This window comes from Streptomyces sp. KPB2, assembly GCF_003950055.1.
In the GTDB taxonomy this organism is placed as follows: domain Bacteria; phylum Actinomycetota; class Actinomycetes; order Streptomycetales; family Streptomycetaceae; genus Streptomyces; species Streptomyces salinarius.
The window spans coordinates 4,097,164-4,120,931 of record NZ_CP034353.1; the positions used below are offsets into that span (position 1 = coordinate 4,097,164).

24 protein-coding genes and 1 tRNA gene are annotated in these 23,768 nt (G+C 70.7%); 12 read left to right on the forward strand and 13 right to left on the reverse strand.

What is annotated here, in order from left to right:
- Nucleotides 1–10: 10 nt before the first annotated feature.
- The 4 genes from D1J63_RS18180 (at nucleotide 11) to D1J63_RS18200 (ending at nucleotide 6,301) form a co-directional block, all read left to right on the forward strand.
- Nucleotides 11–1,447, forward strand: a complete 1,437-nt coding sequence (locus D1J63_RS18180) for an FtsW/RodA/SpoVE family cell cycle protein (protein WP_102930156.1) — start codon at nucleotides 11–13, stop codon at nucleotides 1,445–1,447.
- Complete coding sequence (locus D1J63_RS18185) at nucleotides 1,444–2,916, forward strand: penicillin-binding protein 2 (RefSeq protein ID WP_125630011.1); 1,473 nt, start codon at nucleotides 1,444–1,446, stop codon at nucleotides 2,914–2,916. Before D1J63_RS18180 ends, D1J63_RS18185 begins: the two co-directional genes overlap by 4 nt.
- A gap of 190 nt (nucleotides 2,917–3,106) precedes the next feature.
- Nucleotides 3,107–5,125 (forward strand): Stk1 family PASTA domain-containing Ser/Thr kinase, encoded by a 2,019-nt coding sequence (gene pknB, locus D1J63_RS18195; protein WP_125630013.1) that lies wholly within the window; start codon nucleotides 3,107–3,109, stop codon nucleotides 5,123–5,125.
- A 117-nt stretch (nucleotides 5,126–5,242) separates the two neighbouring features.
- Nucleotides 5,243–6,301, forward strand: coding sequence for a restriction endonuclease (locus tag D1J63_RS18200; protein ID WP_241235583.1), 1,059 nt, complete (start codon nucleotides 5,243–5,245; stop codon nucleotides 6,299–6,301).
- A gap of 90 nt (nucleotides 6,302–6,391) precedes the next feature.
- Here D1J63_RS18200 and D1J63_RS18205 read toward each other — a convergent pair whose 3' ends face one another.
- From D1J63_RS18205 to D1J63_RS18225, 5 genes are all read right to left on the reverse strand, one after another.
- Complete coding sequence (locus D1J63_RS18205; protein WP_125630015.1) at nucleotides 6,392–7,144, reverse strand: class E sortase; 753 nt, start codon at nucleotides 7,142–7,144, stop codon at nucleotides 6,392–6,394.
- Between the two features lie 13 nt (nucleotides 7,145–7,157).
- Complete coding sequence (locus D1J63_RS18210) at nucleotides 7,158–8,216, reverse strand: class E sortase (RefSeq protein WP_102930160.1); 1,059 nt, start codon at nucleotides 8,214–8,216, stop codon at nucleotides 7,158–7,160.
- Nucleotides 8,213–8,878 (reverse strand): aminodeoxychorismate/anthranilate synthase component II, encoded by a 666-nt coding sequence (locus D1J63_RS18215; protein ID WP_125630017.1) that lies wholly within the window; start codon nucleotides 8,876–8,878, stop codon nucleotides 8,213–8,215. The genes D1J63_RS18210 and D1J63_RS18215 overlap by 4 nt, the downstream gene beginning before the upstream one ends.
- Nucleotides 8,875–9,036, reverse strand: coding sequence for a hypothetical protein (locus D1J63_RS18220; RefSeq protein WP_016326682.1), 162 nt, complete (start codon nucleotides 9,034–9,036; stop codon nucleotides 8,875–8,877). The genes D1J63_RS18215 and D1J63_RS18220 overlap by 4 nt, the downstream gene beginning before the upstream one ends.
- An 81-nt stretch (nucleotides 9,037–9,117) precedes the next feature.
- Nucleotides 9,118–9,897 (reverse strand): DUF881 domain-containing protein, encoded by a 780-nt coding sequence (locus D1J63_RS18225; RefSeq protein ID WP_164712874.1) that lies wholly within the window; start codon nucleotides 9,895–9,897, stop codon nucleotides 9,118–9,120.
- Between the two features lie 152 nt (nucleotides 9,898–10,049).
- Between D1J63_RS18225 and crgA the strand changes: the two genes are divergently transcribed.
- On the forward strand, nucleotides 10,050–10,304 hold the full coding sequence (gene crgA / locus D1J63_RS18230; protein WP_102930164.1) for a cell division protein CrgA: 255 nt from the start codon (nucleotides 10,050–10,052) through the stop codon (nucleotides 10,302–10,304).
- A gap of 266 nt (nucleotides 10,305–10,570) precedes the next feature.
- Here crgA and D1J63_RS18235 read toward each other — a convergent pair whose 3' ends face one another.
- A complete protein-coding gene (locus D1J63_RS18235) occupies nucleotides 10,571–11,479 on the reverse strand; it encodes a rhomboid family intramembrane serine protease (RefSeq protein ID WP_125630021.1) in 909 nt (302 codons plus the stop codon).
- 103 nt (nucleotides 11,480–11,582) lie between these two features.
- Nucleotides 11,583–12,116: a peptidylprolyl isomerase gene (locus D1J63_RS18240; RefSeq protein ID WP_125630023.1), complete on the reverse strand. Its 534-nt coding sequence runs from the start codon at nucleotides 12,114–12,116 to the stop codon at nucleotides 11,583–11,585.
- A gap of 320 nt (nucleotides 12,117–12,436) precedes the next feature.
- Between D1J63_RS18240 and D1J63_RS18245 the strand changes: the two genes are divergently transcribed.
- A complete protein-coding gene (locus tag D1J63_RS18245; protein ID WP_102930167.1) occupies nucleotides 12,437–13,138 on the forward strand; it encodes a DUF5324 family protein in 702 nt (233 codons plus the stop codon).
- Nucleotides 13,139–13,247: 109 nt separating this feature from the next.
- On the opposite strand, the gene D1J63_RS18250 is transcribed toward D1J63_RS18245, so the two are convergent.
- Both D1J63_RS18250 and D1J63_RS18255 read right to left on the reverse strand, forming a co-directional pair.
- Nucleotides 13,248–14,024: an isoprenyl transferase gene (locus tag D1J63_RS18250; RefSeq protein ID WP_061443622.1), complete on the reverse strand. Its 777-nt coding sequence runs from the start codon at nucleotides 14,022–14,024 to the stop codon at nucleotides 13,248–13,250.
- Nucleotides 14,025–14,433: 409 nt separating this feature from the next.
- Nucleotides 14,434–14,506: transfer RNA gene (locus D1J63_RS18255), tRNA-Ala, on the reverse strand.
- 179 nt (nucleotides 14,507–14,685) lie between these two features.
- Between D1J63_RS18255 and D1J63_RS18260 the strand changes: the two genes are divergently transcribed.
- Together D1J63_RS18260 and D1J63_RS18265 are read left to right on the forward strand one after the other, a co-directional pair.
- A complete protein-coding gene (locus D1J63_RS18260; RefSeq protein WP_102930168.1) occupies nucleotides 14,686–15,234 on the forward strand; it encodes a DNA-binding protein in 549 nt (182 codons plus the stop codon).
- Between the two features lie 84 nt (nucleotides 15,235–15,318).
- The gene (locus tag D1J63_RS18265; RefSeq protein WP_125630025.1) at nucleotides 15,319–17,097 is read left to right on the forward strand and encodes a serine/threonine-protein kinase; all 1,779 of its coding nucleotides are present in this window, start codon (nucleotides 15,319–15,321) and stop codon (nucleotides 17,095–17,097) included.
- A 22-nt stretch (nucleotides 17,098–17,119) separates the two neighbouring features.
- On the opposite strand, the gene D1J63_RS18270 is transcribed toward D1J63_RS18265, so the two are convergent.
- Both D1J63_RS18270 and D1J63_RS37235 read right to left on the reverse strand, forming a co-directional pair.
- A complete protein-coding gene (locus D1J63_RS18270) occupies nucleotides 17,120–18,529 on the reverse strand; it encodes a hypothetical protein (RefSeq protein ID WP_125630027.1) in 1,410 nt (469 codons plus the stop codon).
- Nucleotides 18,530–18,665: 136 nt separating this feature from the next.
- The gene (locus D1J63_RS37235; protein WP_003999697.1) at nucleotides 18,666–18,794 is read right to left on the reverse strand and encodes a DLW-39 family protein; all 129 of its coding nucleotides are present in this window, start codon (nucleotides 18,792–18,794) and stop codon (nucleotides 18,666–18,668) included.
- A gap of 338 nt (nucleotides 18,795–19,132) precedes the next feature.
- On the opposite strand from D1J63_RS37235, the gene D1J63_RS18280 reads away from it, so the two are divergent.
- From D1J63_RS18280 to D1J63_RS18290, 3 genes are all read left to right on the forward strand, one after another.
- Nucleotides 19,133–19,507 carry a DUF6344 domain-containing protein gene (locus D1J63_RS18280; RefSeq protein ID WP_125630029.1) on the forward strand — a complete coding sequence of 125 codons (375 nt, stop codon included), beginning with the start codon at nucleotides 19,133–19,135 and terminating at the stop codon, nucleotides 19,505–19,507.
- 214 nt (nucleotides 19,508–19,721) lie between these two features.
- Nucleotides 19,722–20,510: a GntR family transcriptional regulator gene (locus tag D1J63_RS18285; RefSeq protein ID WP_125630030.1), complete on the forward strand. Its 789-nt coding sequence runs from the start codon at nucleotides 19,722–19,724 to the stop codon at nucleotides 20,508–20,510.
- An 8-nt stretch (nucleotides 20,511–20,518) separates the two neighbouring features.
- Complete coding sequence (locus D1J63_RS18290; protein WP_125630032.1) at nucleotides 20,519–21,289, forward strand: glycosyltransferase family 2 protein; 771 nt, start codon at nucleotides 20,519–20,521, stop codon at nucleotides 21,287–21,289.
- Nucleotides 21,290–21,520: 231 nt separating this feature from the next.
- Here D1J63_RS18290 and D1J63_RS18295 read toward each other — a convergent pair whose 3' ends face one another.
- Nucleotides 21,521–22,399 carry an FkbM family methyltransferase gene (locus D1J63_RS18295; protein WP_125630034.1) on the reverse strand — a complete coding sequence of 293 codons (879 nt, stop codon included), beginning with the start codon at nucleotides 22,397–22,399 and terminating at the stop codon, nucleotides 21,521–21,523.
- Nucleotides 22,400–22,461: 62 nt separating this feature from the next.
- The gene (locus D1J63_RS18300) at nucleotides 22,462–22,674 is read right to left on the reverse strand and encodes a ferredoxin (RefSeq protein WP_102931179.1); all 213 of its coding nucleotides are present in this window, start codon (nucleotides 22,672–22,674) and stop codon (nucleotides 22,462–22,464) included.
- A 250-nt stretch (nucleotides 22,675–22,924) separates the two neighbouring features.
- On the opposite strand from D1J63_RS18300, the gene D1J63_RS18305 reads away from it, so the two are divergent.
- Nucleotides 22,925–23,479 (forward strand): hypothetical protein, encoded by a 555-nt coding sequence (locus tag D1J63_RS18305; RefSeq protein ID WP_164712876.1) that lies wholly within the window; start codon nucleotides 22,925–22,927, stop codon nucleotides 23,477–23,479.
- The last annotated feature ends 289 nt before the right edge of the window (nucleotides 23,480–23,768 follow it).

Consider the following 23,768-nt stretch of genomic DNA (forward strand, 5'->3'; position numbering starts at 1 on the left):
CCGTCACACGATGAGCAGTACTACCAACCCGTCGACGCAGCACACGTCCACGATCGGCGCCATCGGCGCCCCGAGCCGGCGCAACACCGAGCTGGCTCTGCTCGTGTTCGCCGTCCTCATCCCGGTCTTCGCCTACGCCAACGTGGGCCTGGCCATCAACGACGAGGTGCCCGCAGGGCTGCTGAGCTACGGCTTCGGCCTCGGCCTGCTGGCCGGCGTCGGCCACCTCGTCGTCCGCAAGTTCGCGCCGTACGCCGACCCGCTGCTGCTGCCGCTGGCCACCCTGCTCAACGGACTCGGACTCGTCGCCATCTGGCGCCTGGACCAGTCCGAACTGCTCCAGGACATCAAGCAGGCCGGCACCGCCGCGCCCCGCCAGCTGATGTACACCGCGATGGGCATCGCCCTGTTCGTCGCCGTGATGATCTTCCTCAAGGACCACCGCGTCCTGCAGCGCTACACCTACATCTCCATGGTCACCGCGCTGTTCCTGCTGCTGCTCCCGCTGGTGCCGGGCCTCGGCAAGAACATCTACGGCGCCAAGATCTGGATCCAGGTCGGCTCCTTCTCCATCCAGCCCGGTGAGTTCGCCAAGATCGTCCTGGCGATCTTCTTCGCCGGCTATCTGATGGTGAAACGCGACGCGCTCGCCCTGGCCAGCCGCCGCTTCATGGGCCTCTACCTGCCCCGCGGACGCGACCTCGGCCCGATCCTGGTCGTGTGGATGGTCTCGATCCTCATCCTGGTCTTCGAGACCGACCTCGGCACCTCGCTGCTGTTCTTCGGCATGTTCGTGATCATGCTGTACGTGGCCACCGAGCGGACCAGCTGGATCGTCTTCGGTCTGCTGATGTCCGCCGTCGGCGCCGTCGGCGTGGCCACCTTCGAGCCGCACATCCAGCAGCGCGTCGACGCCTGGCTCGACCCGATGCGCGAGTACACGCTCTCCCGCGCGGGCCAGGTCGGCCACTCCGAGCAGGCCATGCAGGCCCTGTGGGCCTTCGGCTCCGGCGGCACCCTCGGCACCGGCTGGGGCCAGGGCCACTCCGAGCTGATCCGCTTCGCCGCCAACTCCGACTTCATCCTCGCCACCTTCGGCGAGGAACTGGGCCTCGCCGGCCTGATGGCCCTGCTCCTGCTCTACGCCCTGATCGTGGAACGCGGCGTGCGCACCGCCCTCGCCGCCCGCGACCCGTTCGGCAAGCTCCTCGCCATCGGCCTCTCCGGCGCCTTCGCCCTCCAGGTCTTCGTCGTCGCCGGCGGTGTCATGGGCCTCATCCCGCTCACCGGTATGACCATGCCCTTCCTGGCCTACGGCGGTTCCTCCGTCATCGCCAACTGGGCGTTGATCGGCATCCTGCTGCGCATCAGCGACACCGCGCGCAGGCCGGCACCCGCCGCGCCCGCCAACCCCGACGCCGAGATGACCCAGGTGGTCCGACCGTGAACAAGCCACTGCGCCGAATCGCGATCTTCTGCGGCATCCTCGTCCTCACCCTGCTCATCCGGGACAACTGGCTCCAGTACGTCCAGGCCGACGAGCTCAAGGAGGACGAGCACAACCGCCGCGTCGCCATCGAGCGGTACGCCAGCCCCCGCGGCGACATCATCGTCGACGGCAAGGCCATCACCGGACACGCCACCACCGAGGGCGACTTCAAGTACAAGCGCACCTACAAGGACGGCGCCATGTGGGCGCCCGTCACCGGGTACGTCTCCCAGGCGTTCGGCGCCACCCAGCTCGAGTCCATCGACGACGGCATCCTCACCGGCAACGACGACCGGCTCTTCTTCCGCAACACCCTCGACATGATCACGGGCGAGAAGCGCGAGGGCGGCAACGTCGTCACCACCCTCAACGCCGCCGCCCAGAAGGCCGCCTACGACGGTCTGAAGAAGCAGGGCGCCAAGGGAGCCGTCGTCGCGATCGAGCCGTCCACCGGCAAGATCCTCTCCATGGCCTCGTACCCCTCGTACGACCCCACCACGATCGCGGGCAGCAACAACGCGGCCGGCGAGGCCTGGAACAGGCTCCAGAAGAAGAACAACCCCGACGACCCGATGCTCAACCGGGCGCTGCGCGAGGTCTACCCGCCCGGTTCCACCTTCAAGGTGGTCACCGCCGCCGCGGCGCTGGAGCACGGCCTGTACAAGTCCGCCGACGAGAAGACCGACTCCCCGCTGCCCTGGACCATGCCCGGCACCACCACGCCGCTGCCGAACGAGGGCGACCTTCCCTGCGAGGACGCCACCCTCCGCGAAGCCCTGCGCGTCTCCTGCAACACCGTCTTCGGCAAGGCCGGCTACGACCTCGGCAACGACGAGATGCTGGAGACCGCCGAGAAGTTCGGCTTCAACAAGGAGCAGTTCGTCCCGGTCCGCTCCAGCGCCTCCCGCTTCTCCGACGGCATGAACGACTCCCAGGTCGCGCTCTCCTCCATCGGCCAGTACAACACCGCGGCCACCCCGCTGCAGATGGCCATGGTCACCTCGGCCATCGCCAACAACGGCACCCTGATGAAGCCGTACATGGTCGACGCGCTCCAGGCCCCCAACCTCGACACCATCGAGAAGACGGACCCGGAGGAGATGAGCAAGCCGCTGTCCGCGGACAACGCCCAGATCCTCCAGTCCATGATGGAGACCGTCGTCAAGGACGGCACGGGAACCAACGCGCAGATCGACGGCGTCACGGTGGGTGGTAAGACCGGTACCGCACAGCACGGTGTCGACAACAGCGAGAACCCGTACGCCTGGTTCATCTCGTACGCCAAGACCGACGACGGCAGCTCGCCCGTCGCCGTGGCCGTGGTGATCGAGGACGAGAACGCCAGCCGCGACGACATCTCCGGCGGCGGCCTCGCGGCACCGATCGCGAAGAACGTCATGGAGGCCGTCATCGACAGCAAGAAGTGACCGCGCCATGAACGGGACGTGACTCCGGTCACGTCCCCTTCACATCGGCGCACGTTGCGATACCGGTCCTGTATCGGCTGCCCGGCTCGGCCAAGGGGCCCGGAGCGAGCCGGGTACGGTAGGCCGGACGGCAGCCTCCGACCGTACAAGCATGCCGGTCGGGACCGACGGAGAGGGCTGGTAGGTAACCATGGAAGAGCCGCGTCGCCTCGGCGGCCGGTACGAGCTGGGCCAGGTGCTCGGCCGTGGTGGCATGGCGGAGGTCTACCTCGCGCACGACACCCGGCTCGGCCGCACCGTGGCGGTGAAGACGCTCCGCGCGGACCTCGCGCGCGACCCGTCCTTCCAGGCCCGCTTCCGCCGGGAGGCCCAGTCGGCCGCCTCGCTCAACCATCCCGCGATCGTGGCGGTGTACGACACGGGCGAGGACTACATCGACAACGTGTCGATCCCATACATCGTCATGGAGTACGTCGACGGCTCCACCCTCCGTGAGCTGCTCCACTCCGGCCGCAAGCTGCTGCCGGAGCGGACGCTGGAGATGACCATCGGCATCCTCCAGGCCCTGGAGTACTCGCACCGGGCCGGCATCGTCCACCGCGACATCAAGCCGGCCAACGTCATGCTCACGCGCAACGGCCAGGTCAAGGTCATGGACTTCGGCATCGCCCGCGCCATGGGCGACTCCGGCATGACGATGACCCAGACCGCCGCCGTGATCGGCACCGCCCAGTACCTCTCCCCGGAGCAGGCCAAGGGCGAGCAGGTCGACGCCCGGTCCGACCTGTACTCCACGGGCTGCCTGCTCTACGAGCTGCTCACGGTGCGCCCGCCCTTCGTCGGCGACTCCCCGGTGGCCGTCGCCTACCAACACGTGCGCGAGGAACCGCAGGCGCCGAGCGTCTTCGACCCCGAGATCACGCCCGAGATGGACGCGATCGTGCTGAAGGCCCTGGTCAAGGACCCGGACTACCGCTACCAGTCGGCCGACGAGATGCGCGCCGACATCGAGGCCTGCCTCGACGGCCAGCCCGTCGGCGCCACCGCCGCGATGGGCGCCATGGCCGCCGGCGGCTACGGCGCCTACCCCGACGAGCAGCCGACCACCGCCCTGCGCTCCGACGCGGGCGCCGGCGCCACGACCATGCTGCCGCCCATGAACCCGGACGACGGCGGCTACGGCTACGACGACCGCCCCGACCGGCGCCGCCAGCAGCCCCGCAAGAAGAACACCTCCACGATCCTCCTGGTCCTGGCCGGCATCCTCGTCCTGGTCGGCGCCATCCTGATCGGCCGGTACGCCTTCAGCGGAGGCGGGGATCCGGGCGGCGGCAAGGTCGACGTGCCCGCCCTGGTCGGCCAGACGCAGGACGACGCCGAGCAACTGCTCACCAACTCCGACCTCAAGCTGGGCACGGTCGAGCAGAAGCCCTGCGAGGACCAGAAGAAGGGCAACGTCTGCTCCCAGGACCCCAAGCAGGGCACCTCGGTCGACAAGGACTCCACCGTCAACCTGGTGGTCTCCACGGGCGCGCCCAAGGTCGCCGTCGACAACGTGATCGGCAAGAACGTCGACGAGGCCACCCAGCAGCTCGAGGACAAGGGCCTCAAGGTCGAGACCAAGCAGACCGAGTCCTCCCAGGACGAGGGCACCGTCCTCAGCCAGGACCCGGAGCCGGGCAAGGAGCTGGAGAAGGGCTCCACGGTGACCCTGGAGGTCGCCAAGGCCGAGGAGAAGGCCACGGTGCCGGACGTCATCGGCCGCACCTGTGACGAGGCCAAGGCCCAGATGGAGAACAACGACCTGAAAGCCACCTGCACGGACCAGCCGACCAACGACCCGAACCAGGTGGGCAAGGTCATCTCCACCACGCCGCAGCAGGGGCAGCCGGTCGACAAGGGCTCGCAGGTGACGATCGTCGTCGGCAAGGCCGTCGAGAAGACGAAGGTGCCGGAGGTCCGCACGAAGACCCTCGCCCAGGCCCGTCAGATCCTGCAGCAGAACGGCTTCACCAACGTGCAGGTCGCGCAGGGCGCCCCGGGTGACGACAACGCGGTGGTCATGGCCATGGACCCGCAGCCCGGCACCGAGGTCGACAACCCGGCCGCCACGCCGATCACCCTCACCACGGTGGGCGGCAACGGCGGCAACAACAACGGCGGCAACGACAACGGCGGGTTCATCGGCGGCCTCCCCGGCCGCGACTGACCCACCCGATCCACCGTCCGGAGCCCCGGCCCTCAGCTGAGCTGAGGGCCGGGGCTCCGTCGTACAGGCCGACGTGCGTCGATCGTGTCTTCGTATGTCATGACTCGTTGACTCCGGGTGACCACACGACCCGACCCGGAGAACACCGTGATCAGCGAGACCGCCCTACTGGAATCACCGGCCCTGCGCAACAGCGTCCTGGACCGCACCGACGTACTCGACCGCGTCAAGGCACTGTCCCTGCTGCCGGACGGCATGCATGTGACCACGGCGATGGTGGCGACGTACTTCAAAGTCACTGTGAAAACGCTGGAGTCCGTCGTCGAGGACCATCGGGAAGAACTGCGCGCCAGTGGCTACCACGTCTTGACGGGTACACAACTGGCCCTCTTCAAGAGGGCCAGTGGAATCCAGTCGCGTTCCCGATCTCTCGCGCTGTATCCCCGCCGCGCCGTCCTCAACGTCGCCATGCTCCTCCGTGACAGCGAAGTCGCACGTCAGGTGCGTGTCTACCTCCTGGACATGGAGTACCTGGCCCGCACACAGCCTGTGGAAAACACGGTTCCGACAGACACCGCCACCCTCAACGCCCGCATCGACCAGCGCATCACCCACATCCTCGGCAAGACCGTCGTGCCGATGTTCAACGCCCTGATCGAGACCTCGAGCGATCACCGACGAGAACTCATCGCTCTCCGCACAGGCGTCCAGCACATCGAGAGGCGGCTCCGGCAGCACCACTCCAGGCTGCAACGGCTCGAAGGCCCTCGGGAGGACCGCCCCCGCGCCGGCATCATGGCCGCCATGGACGCCATGAACGGCCGCGAGTTCGAGGAACACGTGGCCACACTGCTCCGCCGCGACGGATGCACCAACGTCCTCGTGCGCGGTGGCGGCAGGGACCGAGGCATCGACATCACCGCGCTCACCTCCGACGGGCGAGCACTCGTCGTCCAGTGCAAGAGGTTCGCGCCTCACCTCAACATCACCAGTCCCGAGATCCAGAAGTTCCTCGGGGCCAAAGTGCTGCACACCTCCGACATCGCCCTGTTCGTGGCGACCTGCCCCTTCACGCGCGACGCCCGGAACATCGCCGCAGAGAGCGGCATCACCGTCGTACACCGCGGGCTCCTGGAGGAATGGAGTGCCGGTGCACCGCTGACCGTCCTGCACTGAGTGAACGAAGAGGCCCGAAGCCGCAAGAGGAAGTTGCGGCTTCGGGCTTTCGCCATGCTAGGGGACCGAGACCTCACGCGAGGAGATCAGTCAGCGCAGCTCCACCGGCGGCGTCCGTTCCCCGTCCACCTTCTCCGTGCGGACCAGCTCGCCCCAGACCACGTACCGGTAGCGGCTCGTGTAGACCGGGGTGCAGGTCGTCAGGGTGATGTAGTGGCCGGCCTTCTTCTTGCCGGACTCCTTCGGGACGGCGTCGAGGACGTCGACGTTGAACTTCGACGTCTCGGGCAGGACGGCGTACGTCTTGTACACGTACCAGGTGTCCTTCGTCTCGAAGACGATCGGGTCGCCCTTCTCGATCTTGTCGATGTTGTGGAACCTCGCCCCGTGCCCGTCCCGGTGGGCGGCGAGCGAGAAGTTGCCCTTCTTGTCCGAGGTGGGCAGCGTCGCCTTGACCGGGTCGGTGTAGTAGCCGGCCACGCCGTCGTTGAGGATCTTCATCGACGTGCCCTTCTCCACCAGGATGTCGCCGTCCCCCATCGCCGGGACGTGCAGGAAGCCGATGCCCGCCTTGGTGTCCAGCGCTCCCGGGCCGTCCGGACCCACCCGGTCCTGGGCCCAGTCGTCCCGCACCTTGTCCGCCTGCTTGTCCGCCGCCCGGTCGGCGACCACGTTGGTCCACCACAGCGAGTAGACGACGAACAGACCCATCACCAGGCCCGCGGTGATGAGCAGTTCGCCGAAGACGCTGACCGCCTGCGCGACGATCCGTCCGGGACGACGCCGCCCGCGACCGCGGGCCTCGGCGTGCTCCTGCTGCTCCGTGTCGGTGGTCGATGCCACTGGTCATCCGCCCTTAACTGACGAGCGCATCCGGCTTGCCCTTGCTGCGCGGCCGTTCCTCGACCATCTTGCCCCAGACGATCATGCGGTACTTGCTGGTGAACTCCGGCGTGCAGGTGGTCAGGGTGATGTAGCGGCCGGGCCCCTTGAAGCCCGACTGCTTCGGGACCGGGTCCAGCACACTGACGTTGCTCGGCGACGTCACCGGCAGGATCGACGCCATCTTGTACACGAAGTACTTGTCCTGCGTCTCCACCACGATCGGGTCGCCCGGCTCCAGCTTGTTGATGTACCGGAACGGCTCGCCGTGCGTGTTGCGGTGCCCCGCGAGTCCGAAGTTGCCCGTCTTCGCGTCCGGCATCGCCGTCTTCAGGCCGCCCTCCGCGTAGTGCCCGACCATGCCCCGGTCCAGCACCTTCTTGCTGCTGATGCCCTCCGCGATCGGCACCACCACGTCCAGCTTGGGAATGTGCAGCAGCGCGAAGCCCTGCCCCGGCTCGAACGTCCCGGGATTGCGCTTGCCGCTCGCCCAGTCGTCCTGGAGATTGCTCGCGGCCTGGTTCGCCTGCGCGTGCGCGCGCACGTTCGTCCACCACAGCTGGTAGGTGACGAACAGCAGCATCAGCACACCGGTCGTGATGAAGATCTCACCTATCGCCCGACTGGCGATCACCGCGGCACCGGGTTTGCGCGCCCGCGCCTGCCGACGGGCCTCCACGCGCGACAGAGGCGCCTTCGACGGCTCCTCGGCCTCGACCTCCGCCGACTGCCCCCGGGGCGCCCCACGGCGCCCGTGACGCCGTTTCGCGGCCTTCCTGCGGGCCGCGCGCCCGCCCCCCACGGGACCGTCCCCGGCAGCACCCGTCCCGGTGTCCGCCCGCCGCACCGGGGGCTCCGGGATCCGCAGCGCCACCGTCTCGTCGTCGACCGGCGGCGCCTGGTACTCCGCCCCGGACGCGAACCCCTCGTGCCAACCGCCCCCGAACGCACCGGAATCCCCGTACGGCTGCCCGTACGAGGATCCCTGGTCACCGGCCGTGCCGGAGTCGCGCTCGGGGCGCAGCGCGGTCACGCCGTGGCCCTGCCCACCACCGGGGCGAGCCCCGCCGACCTCGCCACCGCGTCCTGGTCGCCGCACTCCGCCAGCCAGTTGGCCAGCATCCGGTGCCCGTGCTCGGTCAGCACCGACTCCGGATGGAACTGCACGCCCTCCACGAGCAGTTCCCGGTGGCGCAGGCCCATCACGATCCCGTCCGGCGTCCGGGCCGTCACCTCCAGCTCCGCCGGCACCGTGTCCGGCTCCGCCGCCAGCGAGTGGTACCGCGTCGCCGTGAACGGCGAGGGCAGGCCCGCGAAGACGCCCCGGCCCGTGTGCTCCACCGGCGAGGTCTTGCCGTGCAGCAGCTCCGGCGCCCGGTCCACCACACCGCCGTACGCCACCTGCATCGACTGCATGCCCAGGCACACGCCGAAGACCGGCACCCCGGTCGCCGCGCAGTGCCGGACCATGTCGACGCAGACGCCCGCCTGCTCCGGCGTACCCGGGCCGGGCGAGAGCAGCACGCCGTCGAACCCTCCCCCACTCTTCGAGCGGGAGGTGCCCCCAGAGGCGTGGGCCGTCGACACCTCGTCGTTGCGCAGCACCTCGCACTCGGCGCCGAGTTGGTAGAGGTACTGGACCAGGTTGAAGACGAAGCTGTCGTAGTTGTCGACGACGAGGATGCGCGCGCTCACTGGTTGTCCACCGTCACATCGTTGAAGGGCAGCAGCGGTTCGGCCCACGGGAAGACGTACTGGAACAGGACGTAGACCACGATCATCGCCAGCATGAGCGAGAGCAGCGCCTTCACCCACGCGTTTCCCGGCAGATGCCGCCAGATCCAGCCGTACATGCCGTCCCTTCCGTCGCACCACGACGCCACACTCACGCCGTACCGCACCAGACTAGCGGCGCGGGACCCTTGGGAACGGCCCTAATCCACAGGCTGGGCATAGTGCAGGTCCGCCGTGCCCGAGTAGCCCGGCAGCGTCACCCGCCCGTCGTCCTCGACCTTCCAGCCGAGCCCGTACACGTTGACGTACACCATGTAGTTCTGGATCGCCGGCGACTTGGCCAGCGCGTTCTTCAGCCGCTCCGGGTCACCGACCGCCTGGATCCTGTACGGCGGCGAGTAGACGCGGCCCTGCAGGATCAGGGTGTTGCCCACGCAGCGCACCGCGCTGGTGGAGATCAGCCGCTGGTCCATCACCTTGATGCCCTCCGCGCCGCCCTGCCACAGCGCGTTCACCACGGCCTGCAGGTCCTGCTGGTGGATCACCAGGTAGTCGGGCTGCGGCTCCGGGTAGCCGGGCAGCTTCGCGGTGGCGTCCGGCGGGGCGTCGTCCAGCGTGACGGTGATCGCCTCGCCCTTGAGCTTCTGCGTACCCGCCTTCTTCTCCAGCGCGGCGAGTTCGTCGTCCTCCGACTGCGTCCGGCCGTCGTCGCGCTCGGCGAGCGATTCGACCTCCTCGCGCAGGGCGCCGTTCGACTCCTCCAGATCGCCGTTCTCCCGGCTGCGCTCGTGGATGAGATCGGACAACTTGAGCAAAGAGGCGTCCGTACGGATATTGGTGCCCTTCGCGGTATTGAAGCTGGTGAAGAAAATAAGTCCCGCGAGCGCGAAGACGGCCGCCGTGAGAACCCGCACGGGCCGGAAACGGTGCCGGCGGGCAGGGCTGGATCCCGTTCCGGGGGAGTCGGCAGAATTGCTCAACGTACCCTTATCTCCTTCGGCGCCACGGAAGGACTACGCTAACGGACGCCCGGGGGAGCGCTCAGAGTCCCCTTGTCCCCAAGTACGCCGCCCACCGAGACCGACCCCCGTTCCCTGCGCGGCCACGCAGCGCATCGACAGGAGAGACCCTCGTGCCGAAGTCACGTATCCGCAAGAAGGCCGATTACACGCCGCCGCCCTCGAAGCAGGCGGCCAGTATCAAGCTGACCAACCGCAGCTGGGTCGCGCCGGTCATGCTGGCCATGTTCATCATCGGCCTGGCCTGGATCGTCGTCTTCTACGTCACCGACGGTTCGCTGCCCATCGACTCGCTGGGCAACTGGAACATCGTGGTGGGCTTCGGTTTCATCGCCGCGGGGTTCGGCGTCTCGACGCAGTGGAAGTAGCGCGGCGGTAGTCCCCGAAGGCTCTGCCCAGGGGTATTCACCGAGTTATCCACAGGCGCTGTCCACACGCTGGGGAAAAGAAAGACGATCTGTGGATAACCCGCCGGACATTGACGCCGGTGTGACGGAAGTATCGACTGACCCCAGGTTCCGAAAACGTGTTCGCCCCCTGCCTGACCTGCGCAAACACTGGTCAGTGACAGGGGGCACACCTGTTCCCGCACGCTGTGCACAAGATCCGGCACCTTCTGTGGACAACGGGGCGCTCAGGTGAGCTGAGCCGTCCTCAACAGGGTCAGCCCGACGACGGCCACGAGGACCAGCGCACAGGTGCCGTACTGCACGAGCGTCCGCCGCTCGCGCGGGGCGTGGAGCATGGCGAAGCCGATGACACCGCCGGCGACGAGGCCGCCGATGTGGGCCTGCCAGGCGATGTTGGCCCAGGTGAAGGTGAAGATCAGGTTGATCACCAGGAGGATGACCACCGGGCGCATGTCCGCGTTGAGGCGGCGCACGAGCGCGGCGGTGGCGCCGAAGAGGCCGAAGACCGCGCCGGAGGCGCCCAGTGTGGCCGTGGTGGGGGCGGCCAGCAGGTAGGTGAGGGCGCTGCCGGCCAGGCCGGAGACGAGGTAGAGCGCGAGATAGCGGGCTCGGCCGAGGGCTGCTTCGAGGGGGGCGCCCAGGAACCAGAGGCTGATCATGTTGAAGCCGATGTGCCAGATCTCCTCGTGGGTGAACATCGTGGTCACCAGGCGGTACCACTCACCCTCCGCGACGCCCTCCGTCGGGACGAAGGGAGCCGGGGGCCAGCGGCCGATGAGCACCAGGTCGCTGAGGAACGACGACGGGAGTGCCTGGACGGCGATGAACACCGCCACGTTGATCCCGATCAGGATCTTGGTGAGGAGATGCGGGTCGGCAGCGACCGTGCCGCCCGCGAGGGTGCGGGGCCGGGAGGCGGCCGGGGCCGGTCCCTTGGCCCCCGGGGTGCGGCCTGCGGCGCAGTCGGGGCAGTGGAAGCCCACCGACGCGTTGACCATGCAGTCCGGGCAGATGGGGCGTTCGCAGCGGGTGCAGCGGATGCCGGTCTCCCGGTCGGGGTGGCGATAGCAGCCGGGCAGGCTCTGGGCTCCCGGCGGGCCCGCGTCCGGTGGGCCGGCGGCCGCGTGGTCCATGACATCCCCTCGGTCGTCCTGCGGGCGGTGTGTGCAGATGCACCGCCCCCGCCCTTTTTTACGGATGGGCGGGGCGTTTGGTTCCTGCCCGGTGTGCCGGGTCTCAGGCCTCGCGGGTCTCGACGACGACCGACTCGATGACGATGTCGTCGAGGGGGCGTTCGGTGCGGGGGTTGATCCGGGCGGCGGCGATGGTGTCGACGACCTTCTGGCTGGCCGCGTCGGTCACTTCACCGAAGATCGTGTGCTTGCGGTTGAGCCAGGTGGTCGGGGAGACGGTGATGAAGAACTGGGAGCCGTTGGTGTTGGGACCCGCGTTGGCCATGGCCATCAGGTAGGGCTTGTGGAAGGTGAGGTCGGGGTGGAACTCGTCGGGGAACTGGTAGCCGGGGTCGCCGGTGCCGTTGCCCAGCGGGTCGCCGCCCTGGATCATGAAGCCGCCGAGGACCCGGTGGAAGACGGTGCCGTCGTAGAGCCGGGCCGTGGATTTCTCTCCGGTGGCGGGGTGGGTCCACTCCCGCTCGCCGCGGGCCAGCTCGACGAAGTTCTTGACCGTCCGGGGTGCGTGGTTCGGCAGCAGCCGGACCTCGATGTCACCTTGGCTGGTCTTCAGGGTGGCGTAGAGCTGCTCGGCCACGGTGTGCCTTCCGTCGTCCTGTGGTGCGCACCGATCCTCCCACGGGCGGGGGCGCGTCCGGTGCTCCTACCGCTGGGTCACGAGCGTGGGGGACCGATCCGTGGCATGGTCGTGGACAGGCTCGTGTTGCCCGGTATTCATCGGTTATTGACGTTGATCAGCTCTTGTTCGCAACTTCATCACCACTTGTCCCAGAGGTCTCGGCGGCATCGTCCGTGACCCGGATGCCCGCCCTCACATGCCTGGCGGAGCGTCCCCAGGCATGATCCGTAAAAGGGTGGAAAGTCGAATTACCGTACGCCACCGAGGAGGAGGAACCCGTGACCCGCATCGACAGCGTGCGCGCCGCGACCGGTTCGGCGAAGGACAGCGTGCTGCACGCCGCGGAAGTGGTGGCGCCCTACGCCGACACGGCCAAGGACAGGGCCGCTCACTATGCACAGGAGGCGCGCGTACGGCTGGCGCCCAAGGTGTCGCAGGCCACGTGCCAGGCGCGTCTTCAGTACGGCACGCATGTCGCGCCGCGGCTGGAACAGGCCCGTACGCATGTGCCGCCGAAGATGGACGCGGCCGCGCAGGAGGCCGCGGTCCGTGCCCGGCTCGCCGCTCGGCAGGCGGCCGACTACTCACGTCCGAGGATCGAGCAGGCGGTGGCCGCGGCCGGTCCCGTGCGCGACGAGGCCACGGCGCGGGGTGCCGCCGCGCTGGCCGCGTTGCGCGGTCAGGTGACGGCGAAGGAGATCCAGAGGCTGACGCGCAGGCACCAGCGCCGGGCCAGGGTCGGCCGTGTCGCCAAGGTTCTCGCGGTGGTGGGCGTCGTCGCGGGCGGTGCCTTCGCCGCGTGGAAGTGGTGGGACAAGCAGGCCAACCCGGACTGGCTGGTGGAGCCGCCGGAGGCGACGGAGGTGCCCGAGTCGGGGCGACTGACGTCGGTGGACGGTACCGGCGAGGCGATCCTCGATCCCGAGGTGCAGGCCAAGCAGGCTCAGGATGAGGCGGCCGAGGGCGACGAGCCCCGCTGATCCTCGCTGTTCGCCAGCGGTTCTGGCGGAGTGCGGTCCTGCCGCCGAGGGGCGGGAGACCCTGGTCCGGGTCTCCCGCCCCTCGGCGATGTTTCACGTGAAACGGCGCTCAGCGCCCGTAGCGGCGCTCCCGCAGGGAGTAGGAGCGCAGGGCGCGCAGGAAGTCGATCTCGCGGAAGTCCGGCCAGTAGGTCTCGCAGAAGTGGACCTCCGCGTAGGCGGACTGCCAGAGCAGGAATCCGGAGAGCCGCTGTTCGCCGGAGGTGCGGATGATGAGGTCGGACTCGGACCGCGTCTTGGAGTACAGGTGCTTGGAGATGTGCTCCATGGTGAAGGTCTCGATGAACTCGTCGATGTCGCCGCCCTGGGAGCTGTGCTCGGTCAGGGCGGAGCGCACGGCGTCGACGATCTCGCGTCGGCCGCCGTAGCCCACGGCGACGTCGACCTTGGTGCCGCCCTTGCGGCCCTGCGTGGCAGCGGTGGCGGTCTTGAGGCGGCTGGCGGACTCGGCGGGCAGCAGGTCCAGGGCGCCGACGGCTTCGACGGGCCAGGGGTTGCCCGGCGCGGCCAGCTGCTCGACGACCTCGGCGATGATGTCGATGAGCGGGTTCAGCTGCTCTTCGGGCCGGTGGAGGTTGTCGTCGGAGAGCATGAACAGGGTGACGTGCTCGATCTTGGCGGAGTCGCACCAGCGCAGGAAGTCCAGCACCTTGGCGCCGCCGGCCCGGTAGCCCTCGCGGGGGTCGTCGATGCCCGACATCTTGGCCCACCGGCGGTTGCCGTCGAGCATGATGCCGATGTGCTGGGGGCGTGGGCGTCCTTCCAACTCCCTGACCAGCCGCTTCATGTAGAGCGCGTCGAGAGCGGCCCGTACCTTCGCCCGCATGGTCTACCCCTTCCACCTCGTCGGTAGCGAACGGACGGCTCCGACGGCGATGAGCCACGTGGCACCGCCCCGCGGGGGTGTGGCGCTGATGCCCTGTGGGGTGACGATATCAAGAGCAGACAGCCCCGCCCGGGCGGCGACGGGGGCCCGCCCGTGGGCTCCTGTCGGTGACGGAGCGGGCGTCGGAGTGTTCTTCCAGGCGGTCAACTGGCCTTTTCCCTCCAGGCATTGGTGATCACCGGGTGGCGCGTGCGGGGTCGGGCGGGGGTGCGAGGGCGACGACGGTGAGGAACGTCTCCGCCCACCGGCAGGACCGCCCGGCAGCGGTGCGGCCCCCGCCGGGTGGTCCCCTGAATGGAACAGAGCGCCTCCGATCTACGTTTCCGCAGGTCGGAGGCGCTCTTTTCGGTGGAGCCTAGGGGAGTCGAACCCCTGACATCTGCCATGCAAAGACAGCGCTCTACCAACTGAGCTAAGGCCCCTTGGCGGTGTCGCCGGTCCCGGTGTCGCGGACCGTCGGTCACCGCGGACAAGAGTACCGGGTCGCCCCCCGTATCTCACAAATGATTGGGGCTCCCGGGGAACGACCACGCTCCGTAAGATGCTCGGCGTGGTTCGCTGGAGCGAACTGCGGTTTTTGGGGAAGCGATGGGGAGACGCAATGGACGCCGCACAGCAGGAAGCCACCGCAAGAGCGCGGGAACTGCAGCGGAACTGGTACGGGGAGCCGTTGGGGGCGCTCTTTCGCAGGCTTATCGACGACCTCGGTCTCAACCAGGCTCGTCTGGCGGGGGTGCTGGGGCTGTCCGCGCCGATGCTGTCGCAGCTGATGAGCGGCCAGCGGGCGAAGATCGGCAATCCCGCGGTGGTGCAGCGGGTGCAGCTGCTGCAGGATCTGGCGGGTCAGGTCGCCGACGGCAGTGTGAGCGCGGCCGAGGCGACGGAGCGCATGGACGAGATCAAGAAGTCGCAGGGGGGCTCGGTGCTCAGCAACACCACGACGACCACGAGCAGTTCGGGTGCGCCCACGGTCAAGCGGGTGGTCCGTGAGATCCAGTCGCTGCTGCGTTCGGTGGCGGCCGCGGGGGACATCATCGAGGCGGCGGACGCCCTCTCCTCCTCGCATCCCGAGCTGGCGGAGTTCCTGCGGGTGTACGGCGCGGGCCGCACCTCGGACGCGGTCGCGCACTACCAGTCCCACCAGAACTGATCCCGGAGCCCGCTCGCCGAGGGGTCGGCGGCCGGGCCCGCTGGAGTGGCGCGACAGGTCCCAGGGGAGGAGCGGCGCACAGCCATGGGTGAGGTCTTCGCGGGCCGGTACGAGCTGGTCGACCCGGTCGGCCGGGGCGGGGTGGGTGCCGTCTGGCGTGCCTGGGACCACCGGCGCCGGCGTTATGTGGCCGCGAAGGTGCTCCAGCAGCGGGACGCGCACTCGCTGCTGCGGTTCGTCCGCGAGCAGGCGCTGCGTATCGATCATCCGCATGTGCTCGCGCCCGCGAGCTGGGCCGCCGACGACGACCAGGTCCTGTTCACCATGGACCTGGTCACGGGTGGTTCGCTGGTCCATCTGGTCGGGGACTACGGTCCGCTGCCGCCCGACTTCGTGTGCACGCTGCTCGACCAGCTCCTGTCGGGTCTGGCGGCGGTGCACGGGGAGGGCGTGGTGCACCGTGACATCAAGCCGGCCAACCTGCTCCTGGAGGCGACGGGGACGGGCCGCCCGCGTCTGCGGCTGTCCGACTTCGGTATCGCGATGCGCTTGGGTGAGCCCCGGCTGACGGAGACCAACCTGGTGGTGGGGACGCCGGGCTATCTCGCGCCGGAGCAGATGATGGGCGCGGAGCCGGACTTCCCGGCGGACCTGTTCGCGGTGGGTGTGGTCGCCCTGTACCTGCTGGAGGGGGCGAAGCCGGACGCAAAGGCGCTCGTCGAGCACTTCGCCGAGCACGGTACGCCGACCGCGCCGCGGGGGATCCCCGAGCCGCTGTGGCAGGTCGTGGCGACGCTGGTGCAGCCGGATCCGGCGGCGCGGTTCCGTACGGCGACGGGGGCGCGCAAGGCGCTGGCCGCGGCGGTGGAGCTGCTGCCGGAGCCGGGGCCCGACGACGAGCTGATCGAGATCTTCGACCAAGTGGGCCCGCTGCCTGCGGGGTTCGGCCCTGAGGGCCCGCTCAAGAGGGCGTCCGGCCTGGACGGCGCGGCAACGGCCCCCCACCGGCCGACGGGCCCGGCCGCGGCCCCGCACACGGCGTCCACACCACTCCCCGGCGCGTCGACGCCCCCGCCCGGCACGCCTCCGGCCCCGGAAGGTGCCCCGGCATCGCCCCCGACCCCGGCCGGCACGCCTCCGGCCCCGGACCGTACGCCGGCATCGCCCCCGGCCCCGGCCGGTCCGCCACCACCCGCCGGGCCCTGGGCCCCCGCTGTCCCCGACGCTTCCCAGCCTCCGGCAGGCCCGGTGGACGGTACGTCGCCATCCGGGCCCGCATCGACCGGCACACCACCGCCCCCGGCCGGCACGCCAGCCACCGACGGCCGGTTCCCCGCCGTACCCGGCGCAGCCCCGGCGGGCACGGGGCCCATGCCTGCGGGCGCGCCGCCCGGCCAGGACTGGACGCCCTCCACCCGTACCGCACCGCCTTCGCCCCTCGGCCTCGCCCGCCCCGCCCCGGACGGGGCCGGTCCGTCGGTGGCTCCCGGGGGCGAGCGGCCGGGTGCCATGTCGGAGACCGGGAGCTTCCGCCTGCCGCCTCCGCGGCCGACCGTCACCCAGCCGGAGTCGCCGACCGGGGCTTCCTCCCAACCGGCCTCTCGGAGAACGGCGTTCACGGAGTACGGCGCGCCGCACGTGCCGCCGCTTCCCGCCCAGGCCCTCGCGCCGTCCCCGCCGCAGCGGGCCGACGTTCCCACCGCCCCGTACACCACCGGGAACCCGCGGTCCGCCGCGCCCGCCCAGCACCGTGGGACTCGGCGCCGGCGCCGTCCGGGTCCACCGGCGAAGGTGGCGCTGCCGCTGCTGATGCTCGCGCTGGCCTGCTATGCCGTGGGTTTCTGGGCGCTGACCCGTATCTGAGTCCGGCCCACCGGGGCCCGGTTCAGGTCCGGCGCCGGGCAACCGCCGTCCACACCGCCAGGCCGAGGAGCAGCAGGCTGCCGGTTCCGATCCCGCCGACGGCGACCGCTCGCATGGCGACGTCGTCGTCGGCCGCGGCCCCGCTCCCGCCTCCGCTCCCGGGCGCGGCGACCCGGTCCTGCGCGGAGACCTCGAAGAGCCCCTTCGGCCGGGACTCCCCCGCGTACTCGGGCCCGTTCCCCGCCGTCCCCCCGAGTCGCAGGCGCAGCGTCAGTCCGAAGGGACCCGGGCCGAAGTCGTCGGCCACCTGCGCCGCGAGGTGGACGACGACGTAGTAGTCGCCGGCGAACCGCAGCGCGCCGACGTGTGCCGCGGTGGCATACCGGTTGGGGTAGGCCACGGGCGGCAGCGGGGCGAGGCCGACGGTGGTCCGGCGGCCGGTGTAGCCCTTGGCGGCGTCGTCGACCTCGGCGCGCACGGGGTTGTGCAGGGCCAGGCGCAGGGCGCCGGTGGCATAGCCGGAGGCGTCCGGGGAGCCGGCGAGTTCGGCGGTGGCGTACACCTGGCGGCCCCAGTCGACCGGCACCTTGTAGTAGAGGGTCTGGCCGGGCCGGATGTCGGCGCTCCAGGCGCCCTGCCCGACGAGGGCGGCGTGGGCGAATCCGTTGCCGCCCGGCCGGCGTTCGGGCTCGCCGGCGGGGGGTTCGGGCGAGGCGGAGTCCCAGGTCTCGGGGGCCTTCGTGGCGCCGGCCTGTCGCGGGCGGGGTTCGGTGGCGGCGGTGATCTCCAGGTCCCAGTCGTCCGGCGGGGAGTCCTGGGGCCGGGTCCGCTCGACGCCGACGTAGTAGGTGCCGGGGTCCTGGCACCGGTTGGCGCCGGGGTCGATCTCGCGCGACCCCCAGGCGGTGACGGGTCGGGGGCTGTGGGCGGCGCCGAACGTCGCGCTGTGCACGGAGCAGGAGCCGCCGTCGGCGTCCCGCACGGATACCCGGATGCCGTCGACGGCGGTGACCTCTCCGTCGGAGCCGGGTACGGCGGTCACGGAGACGTAGGCGTCCGAGGCGGCGTCGAGTTCGAGGCGGTAGTAGAGGGTGCCGTTCCGCGGCAGGGAGCTGCGGTAGGTGGAGCCGGCCGCCAGCGTTTCGGCGCCCGTGACGGTGCTCGCGCCCGCGATGCGCTCGGCGTCGTCGGCGAAGTCGTACCCGGCACGCTCACCGGCCGAACCGGCCCCACGGGCACTTGCCAGGCCGGCCGCGAGGGCCTCTGCCGGGCCGGCCGCGCGTGCCGTGGCGCCGGGCAGGGACGTGGTCGTGGTCGTGGCCAGTACGGCGGCCACCACGGCCGTCCGCGCGAACACCGTCCGCAGCCCGGGGCCCGTCGGTCGTGCCCGTCCCGTTCCGGCGCGCCGCCGAGCCGTACACCACCGTCCCATGACCCGCCACCCCTCGCGTCCACCGGCTCAGTCGCTCCGTCGCCGCCCGCCCCGGGCGGATCTGCCCCCTCAGGGCAACACAAAACCCCGACCGTTTGACGGCCGGGGTCTGCTCAGGACCGGATGTCGGTCGTACTCACGAACCCGTGGGCACGGAGTCAGTCGCCTCCGTCCACAGATCCTGCTCGGCGCGATCCGCCTGGATCTGGCGGTACACGAGGAGCCCGCCGATGGCGGCCAGTGCGACCAGGAGAAGCTTCTTCACCGCGCGACCTCGTCTTTCCTTGACGTAGGGGACCTCTGGCGCCCGACTATACACACCGGTCGATACCGATCGGTGACCTGCGCCGGTGGTCAACTGCCCGTCGCCGGACCCCGATAGAAGTGGACGAAATCGTTCCGACCGGAGGGTGATCACACCCTCACGCGGCGTGACTTTTGTCCGCCTCCCTCCCGTCTGCGCACCTTTTCTATCCCTTTGCGACCAAACGGGTGGTGTTCATCTGAACATCGACGCGCCACGGGCTCAGGTCCACCACTTCGCGGCCCTCATACACATCATGAGGAAAGTACGCAAATCGCCCAACCCGAAAGTGAGGGGCCATGGCCCGGAACAAGGTCCTGACGCTGTGGACCAGCATCGTCACCGCCTTCCTCGCGCTGTGCACGGCGCTCGGATTCGTCACGACGACGGCCGCCGCGGCCGTACCGCAGACCGGATCGCACAGCAACACCGAGAGCGCCACCCCCGAGGCGGCACCCGCGGCCACCGTCCACCTGCCCCGGACCCGAACCGGTTCCCTGCCCCCCACGATGAAGCAGCGCATCCGTGCCGAGGCGCACGGCGCGGCACCCAGCTGCCGCCACCACCCGCGCGCCGGTGCCTCCGCCGCGGCCGCCGCCTCGGTCGTCGGCCTCCCGTGCGACGGCACCGCCGCCGAGCCCCCGGCCCAGCACACCATCCCGCTCCAACGCTGAGCGGACCGAGCCACCCCCGACCCCGACGCAACGGCGATCTGCGTACCGCACCACACGCGAGAAACGGCCCGGCGGCTCGACAGAGCAGCCGGGCCGCCGCCGTGTGTGGGCACAGAACGCGCGGGACCCCGCGCCCACCGGCCGCCCCGGCCCGATCCCCGCCTCGACCGGGCCCCACTCTTCAAGACCTCTTGAGGAGTTGTAGCCTGCGACCGTGCCCAAGGCCTATGAAGTGATCGCCGACGATCTCCGCCGCTCGATCCGGTCGGGCGAGCGCGAGCCGGGCGACCGGCTGCCCTCGGAGGCGGACCTCGCCCTCCACTACCGGCGCAGCGTGCCCACCGTGCAGAACGCGCTCCGGCTGCTGAGCGACGAGGGCCTGATCGACAGGCGGCACGGGCTCGGCACCTTCGTCCGGCGCCCCCGTACCCCGGCGGTGCGCGACAACCTCCGGCACCAGTGGGAGAAGGACCGGGCCCGCCGGCCGCTCGCCGCGCGGGCCGAGACCGGCGCCACGGAGCACGACACGGGCCTGCGCGCCGACGACCTCGTCTTCCACGCCGAGTACCGCGAACAGGAGGCGTCCGGGGAACTGGCCGACGTCTTCGGCGTCCCCGAGGGCACCGTGCTCCTGCGGCGCGTCTTCCGCACCCGTTACTCGGCCGAGCGCGCCCCCTTCAGCCTCGTGACCTCCTACCTCGTCCGCGACATGATCGCGGCCAACCCCGGGCTCCTGGACGAGACCAAGGAGCCCTGGCCGGGCGGCACCCAGCACCAGCTCCACACGGTGGGGATCGAACTGGACCGCGTGGAGGAGCGTTTCACCGCCCGCCCGCCGACGCCGGAGGAGGCCGAGGCGCTGGACCTGCCGCCGGGCACGTCGGTGATCCTGCTCCGCAAGACCTCGTACGACACCGGGGGCCGGGTGGTGGAGGTCTCCTTCGTCACGCTGCCCGGCGACCGCACCGAACTGCGCTTCACGACCCGTCTGGAAAGGTGGTGAGTGCCGCCGTGAACCGGCGCATCGTCATCGTCACGGCCGTCCACGGCCCCTCCGCCCCCTTCCTGCCCGAGGCCCACGCCTCCCTGTGCGCCCAGGAGCTGCCCGACGGCTGGGAATGGCGCTGGGTGATCCAGGAGGACGGCCGTACGCAGGACGTCCGGCCGTACGTGCCCGACGATCCGCGGGTCGTCTTCCACCAGGGGCGCCCCGGCCGGCAGGGCGGCCCCGGGGTGACCCGCACAATGGCCCTGGCGCACGCGGACGGCGCCTGCGTGAAGGTGCTGGACGCCGACGACCGGCTGGCCCCGGGTGCGCTGGCGCGCGACCTGGCCGCCCTGGAGGCCGACCCGTCGATCGGGTGGGCGACCTCACGGGTCCTGGACCTCCTGCCGGACGGTTCGACGGCCGGCTTCCCCGGCGACCCGGCGCACGGGCCGATCGAGCGCGGGGAGGTCCTCGACTACTGGAAGGCCAACGGCTTTCGCGCCCAGGTCCACCCGGCGACCCTCCTGGTGCGGCGGGAGCTGCTGCTCGCCCTCGGCGGCTGGATGGCCCTGCCCGCGTCCGAGGACACCGGCCTGCTGCTGGCGCTCAACGCCGTGAGCCGGGGGTGGTTCTCGGAGGAGGTGGGCCTTCTGTACCGCAAGTGGGAGGGCCAGGAGACCGGCCAGGCATCCCATGTGGAACCCGCCGAACGCGATGCCCGGATGGCGGTGGTGGAGGCCAGGGCTCGGGCTCTGGCGTCCTTCGGGTGGCGACTGCCGGAGGGCGGACGGTAGAGCGGACGGCGGCGCTGCGGCGTGCGGGCGGCGGAACGGGCACCCGGGCTGCGGCATGTGGGCGGTAGAGCGGGCGTCCGGGCTGCGGCGTGTGGGCGGTAGAACGGGCGTCCGGGCTGCGGCATGTGGGCGGTAGAACGGGCATCCGGGCTGCGGCATGTGGGCGGTGGAACGGACACGGCCGGACGGCGCGATGCGGGCGGCAGGGCGGGCGTCCGGGGTGGCGGCCGTTCAGGGCAGCCGCTCCGCGTCGACCCGGGAGAAGATCAGGTCGCTCTCCCCGGTCACCGGCCCGCGCCAGCGGACCGGCGCACGGGGCGCGCCGCGCAGCGCCTCCGGGTAGCTCCCGGGGGCGTAGTCGTTGGCCAGCCGGTAGACGTGGAACCCGGCCGCGCGCATCACCCCCAGCAGATCGTCGACCCGGTCCCCGAGCCGGGCCATGCGCTCGGGCGCCACCTCGACCGTGATCTCCGCGTCGGGTCGCAGCGCGCCCAGCATGGGGGCGAGACCGCGCACGACGCTCCCCTCCGCGCCCTCCACATCGATCTTGATCACCCGGGCGGCCGCGATCTCCGCCGGGTCGAGGAGTTCCGGCAGCGGCCGGGCCTCCGCCTCGAAGCGGGACTCCACCGGACCGTCGTACGGAACGATGCTGTTCGCGCCGGTGTTCCGTGAGCTGGCGAGCGTGAAGGTCAGCGTCCTGGGGCGGTCCGACACGGCGGCGTTGAGCGCGCGGACGGTGTCGAGGCCGTTGAGCCGGAGGTTCCGCAGCAGGTGGCGGTGCAGGTCCGGGGACGCCTCGACCGCGACGACCCGGCCCCGGTCGCCGACGAGCCGGGCCGCCAGGACGCTGAAGACCCCGATGTTGGCCCCGACGTCGACGAATCCGTCCCCGGGCCTCAGCCGACTCCGCAGCCAGCCCGTCAGGTGCGGTTCCCAGGCGCCGAACAGATACAGGTACCGCTGGATGAGGTCCTGCGTGTCCACGGCGAACCGGCCACCGGCGCGCGGCGCTTCGACGACGGCCCGGCGGGGGTGCTCGCGCAGGTACGGATTGAGCAGGCGCTCGGCGAGGGCCGCCTTTCCGAGGGTGCCGGGGCCCTGCCGCACGTACCGGACGGCGAGGCCGGCCAGGGCCTCGCCAAGGGCAGCGCCCGGTTCGCCCCGGCCGCTCAGCCCCGGGCCTCTTCCGTGTCCGTGCGGATGATGGTGATCGCGGCGGACGGGCATCCCTCGGCCGCCTCGCGCACGCGTGGAGCGTCGACGTCGTGCTCACGGCCCGGTATGACGGCGCCCAGGCCGTCCACCGTGGTGAACACGGACGGGGCCCGGTGGACGCAGTCGCCGGAGCCGTAACACTGCTCGGGGTCGAGGGAGATCCTCATGCGCACTCCAGCGGCGGTCGGTGTCGAAGCCTTCACGACCTGCCTTCCCACGGATCGGTGCGGTGAACCCGCCGTACACGCAGGCCTGTTGGCCAGTCACCCCCAGACGCTCATAAGATCATCATCGTCCGGCACTCCCGCGGAGTGCGGGGGCGGATGCGGCGCACGGGTGCGGCGTGCGGGTGCGGCGCACGGGTGCGGCATGCGCGGTGGGGACTGGGGGGACGGTTTGGGGACCGGCGAGCAACTCGTGACGATCGCGGCGGTGCTGCTCGGCGCGCTGACCACGCACGTCACGAACTTCCTGATGGAGCGGAGCAGGAACCGCCACCAGCTGCTGACGCGGTGGGACGACAAGAAGGTCGACGCCTACGGGGAGTACGTCGACGCCGCCAAGATGCGGATCGCCGCCTGTGTGCCGCTGTACGAGATGCGGAAGGGACTGCGCGAGAGCCACCGGAGCGAGGAGGATCTCCGCGACGACCTGGCGGAGGCGAGCCGCCGGTGGGGATCCGCCTTCGAGCGGGTCATGCTGCTCGGCGGGGACGAAGCCATCGAGTCCGGGCACGAGCTGAACGTGCTGCTCGCCGAGATCGACTGGCAGGCGACCGGCCGGGTCGAGGGCACTCTGGAGGAGTGGCGGGAGCGGCACCGGGCCGCCTTCCGCGCCATCAACGCCTTCCACGAGGACGCCAGGGCCGATCTCGGCATCCGGGGCCGCGTCACCGGTGAGAAGCACCCCGAGCGCGATCTGCTGGTCCCGCCCGCCCGCCGTCCTCACCGCGGGCCGGCCGCCGGCGACTGACGGCACGGACCGTCTCGCCCCCGGGTACGTCGGTACGCGGTACGCGTCGGCATGGTTTGGCCCCGGTCCCTCCCCTCGTGGGGACCGGTGCCAAACCATGCCGGCGCCGCTCTCGCGTGCGGTGGCGGGCCGGGACGGGTCCCGGAGGGACCGACCGCCGAAAGCTGACCGAGAACATGCGGGCCCCACGGCGTGGCTCTGTGAGCACCGAGCCGCTGACCTGTCCGGGTTCCGCGAAGCCGCCTCGCCACTGCGACGCGATCCTGCCATCCGTGGTCACCGCCGGGGA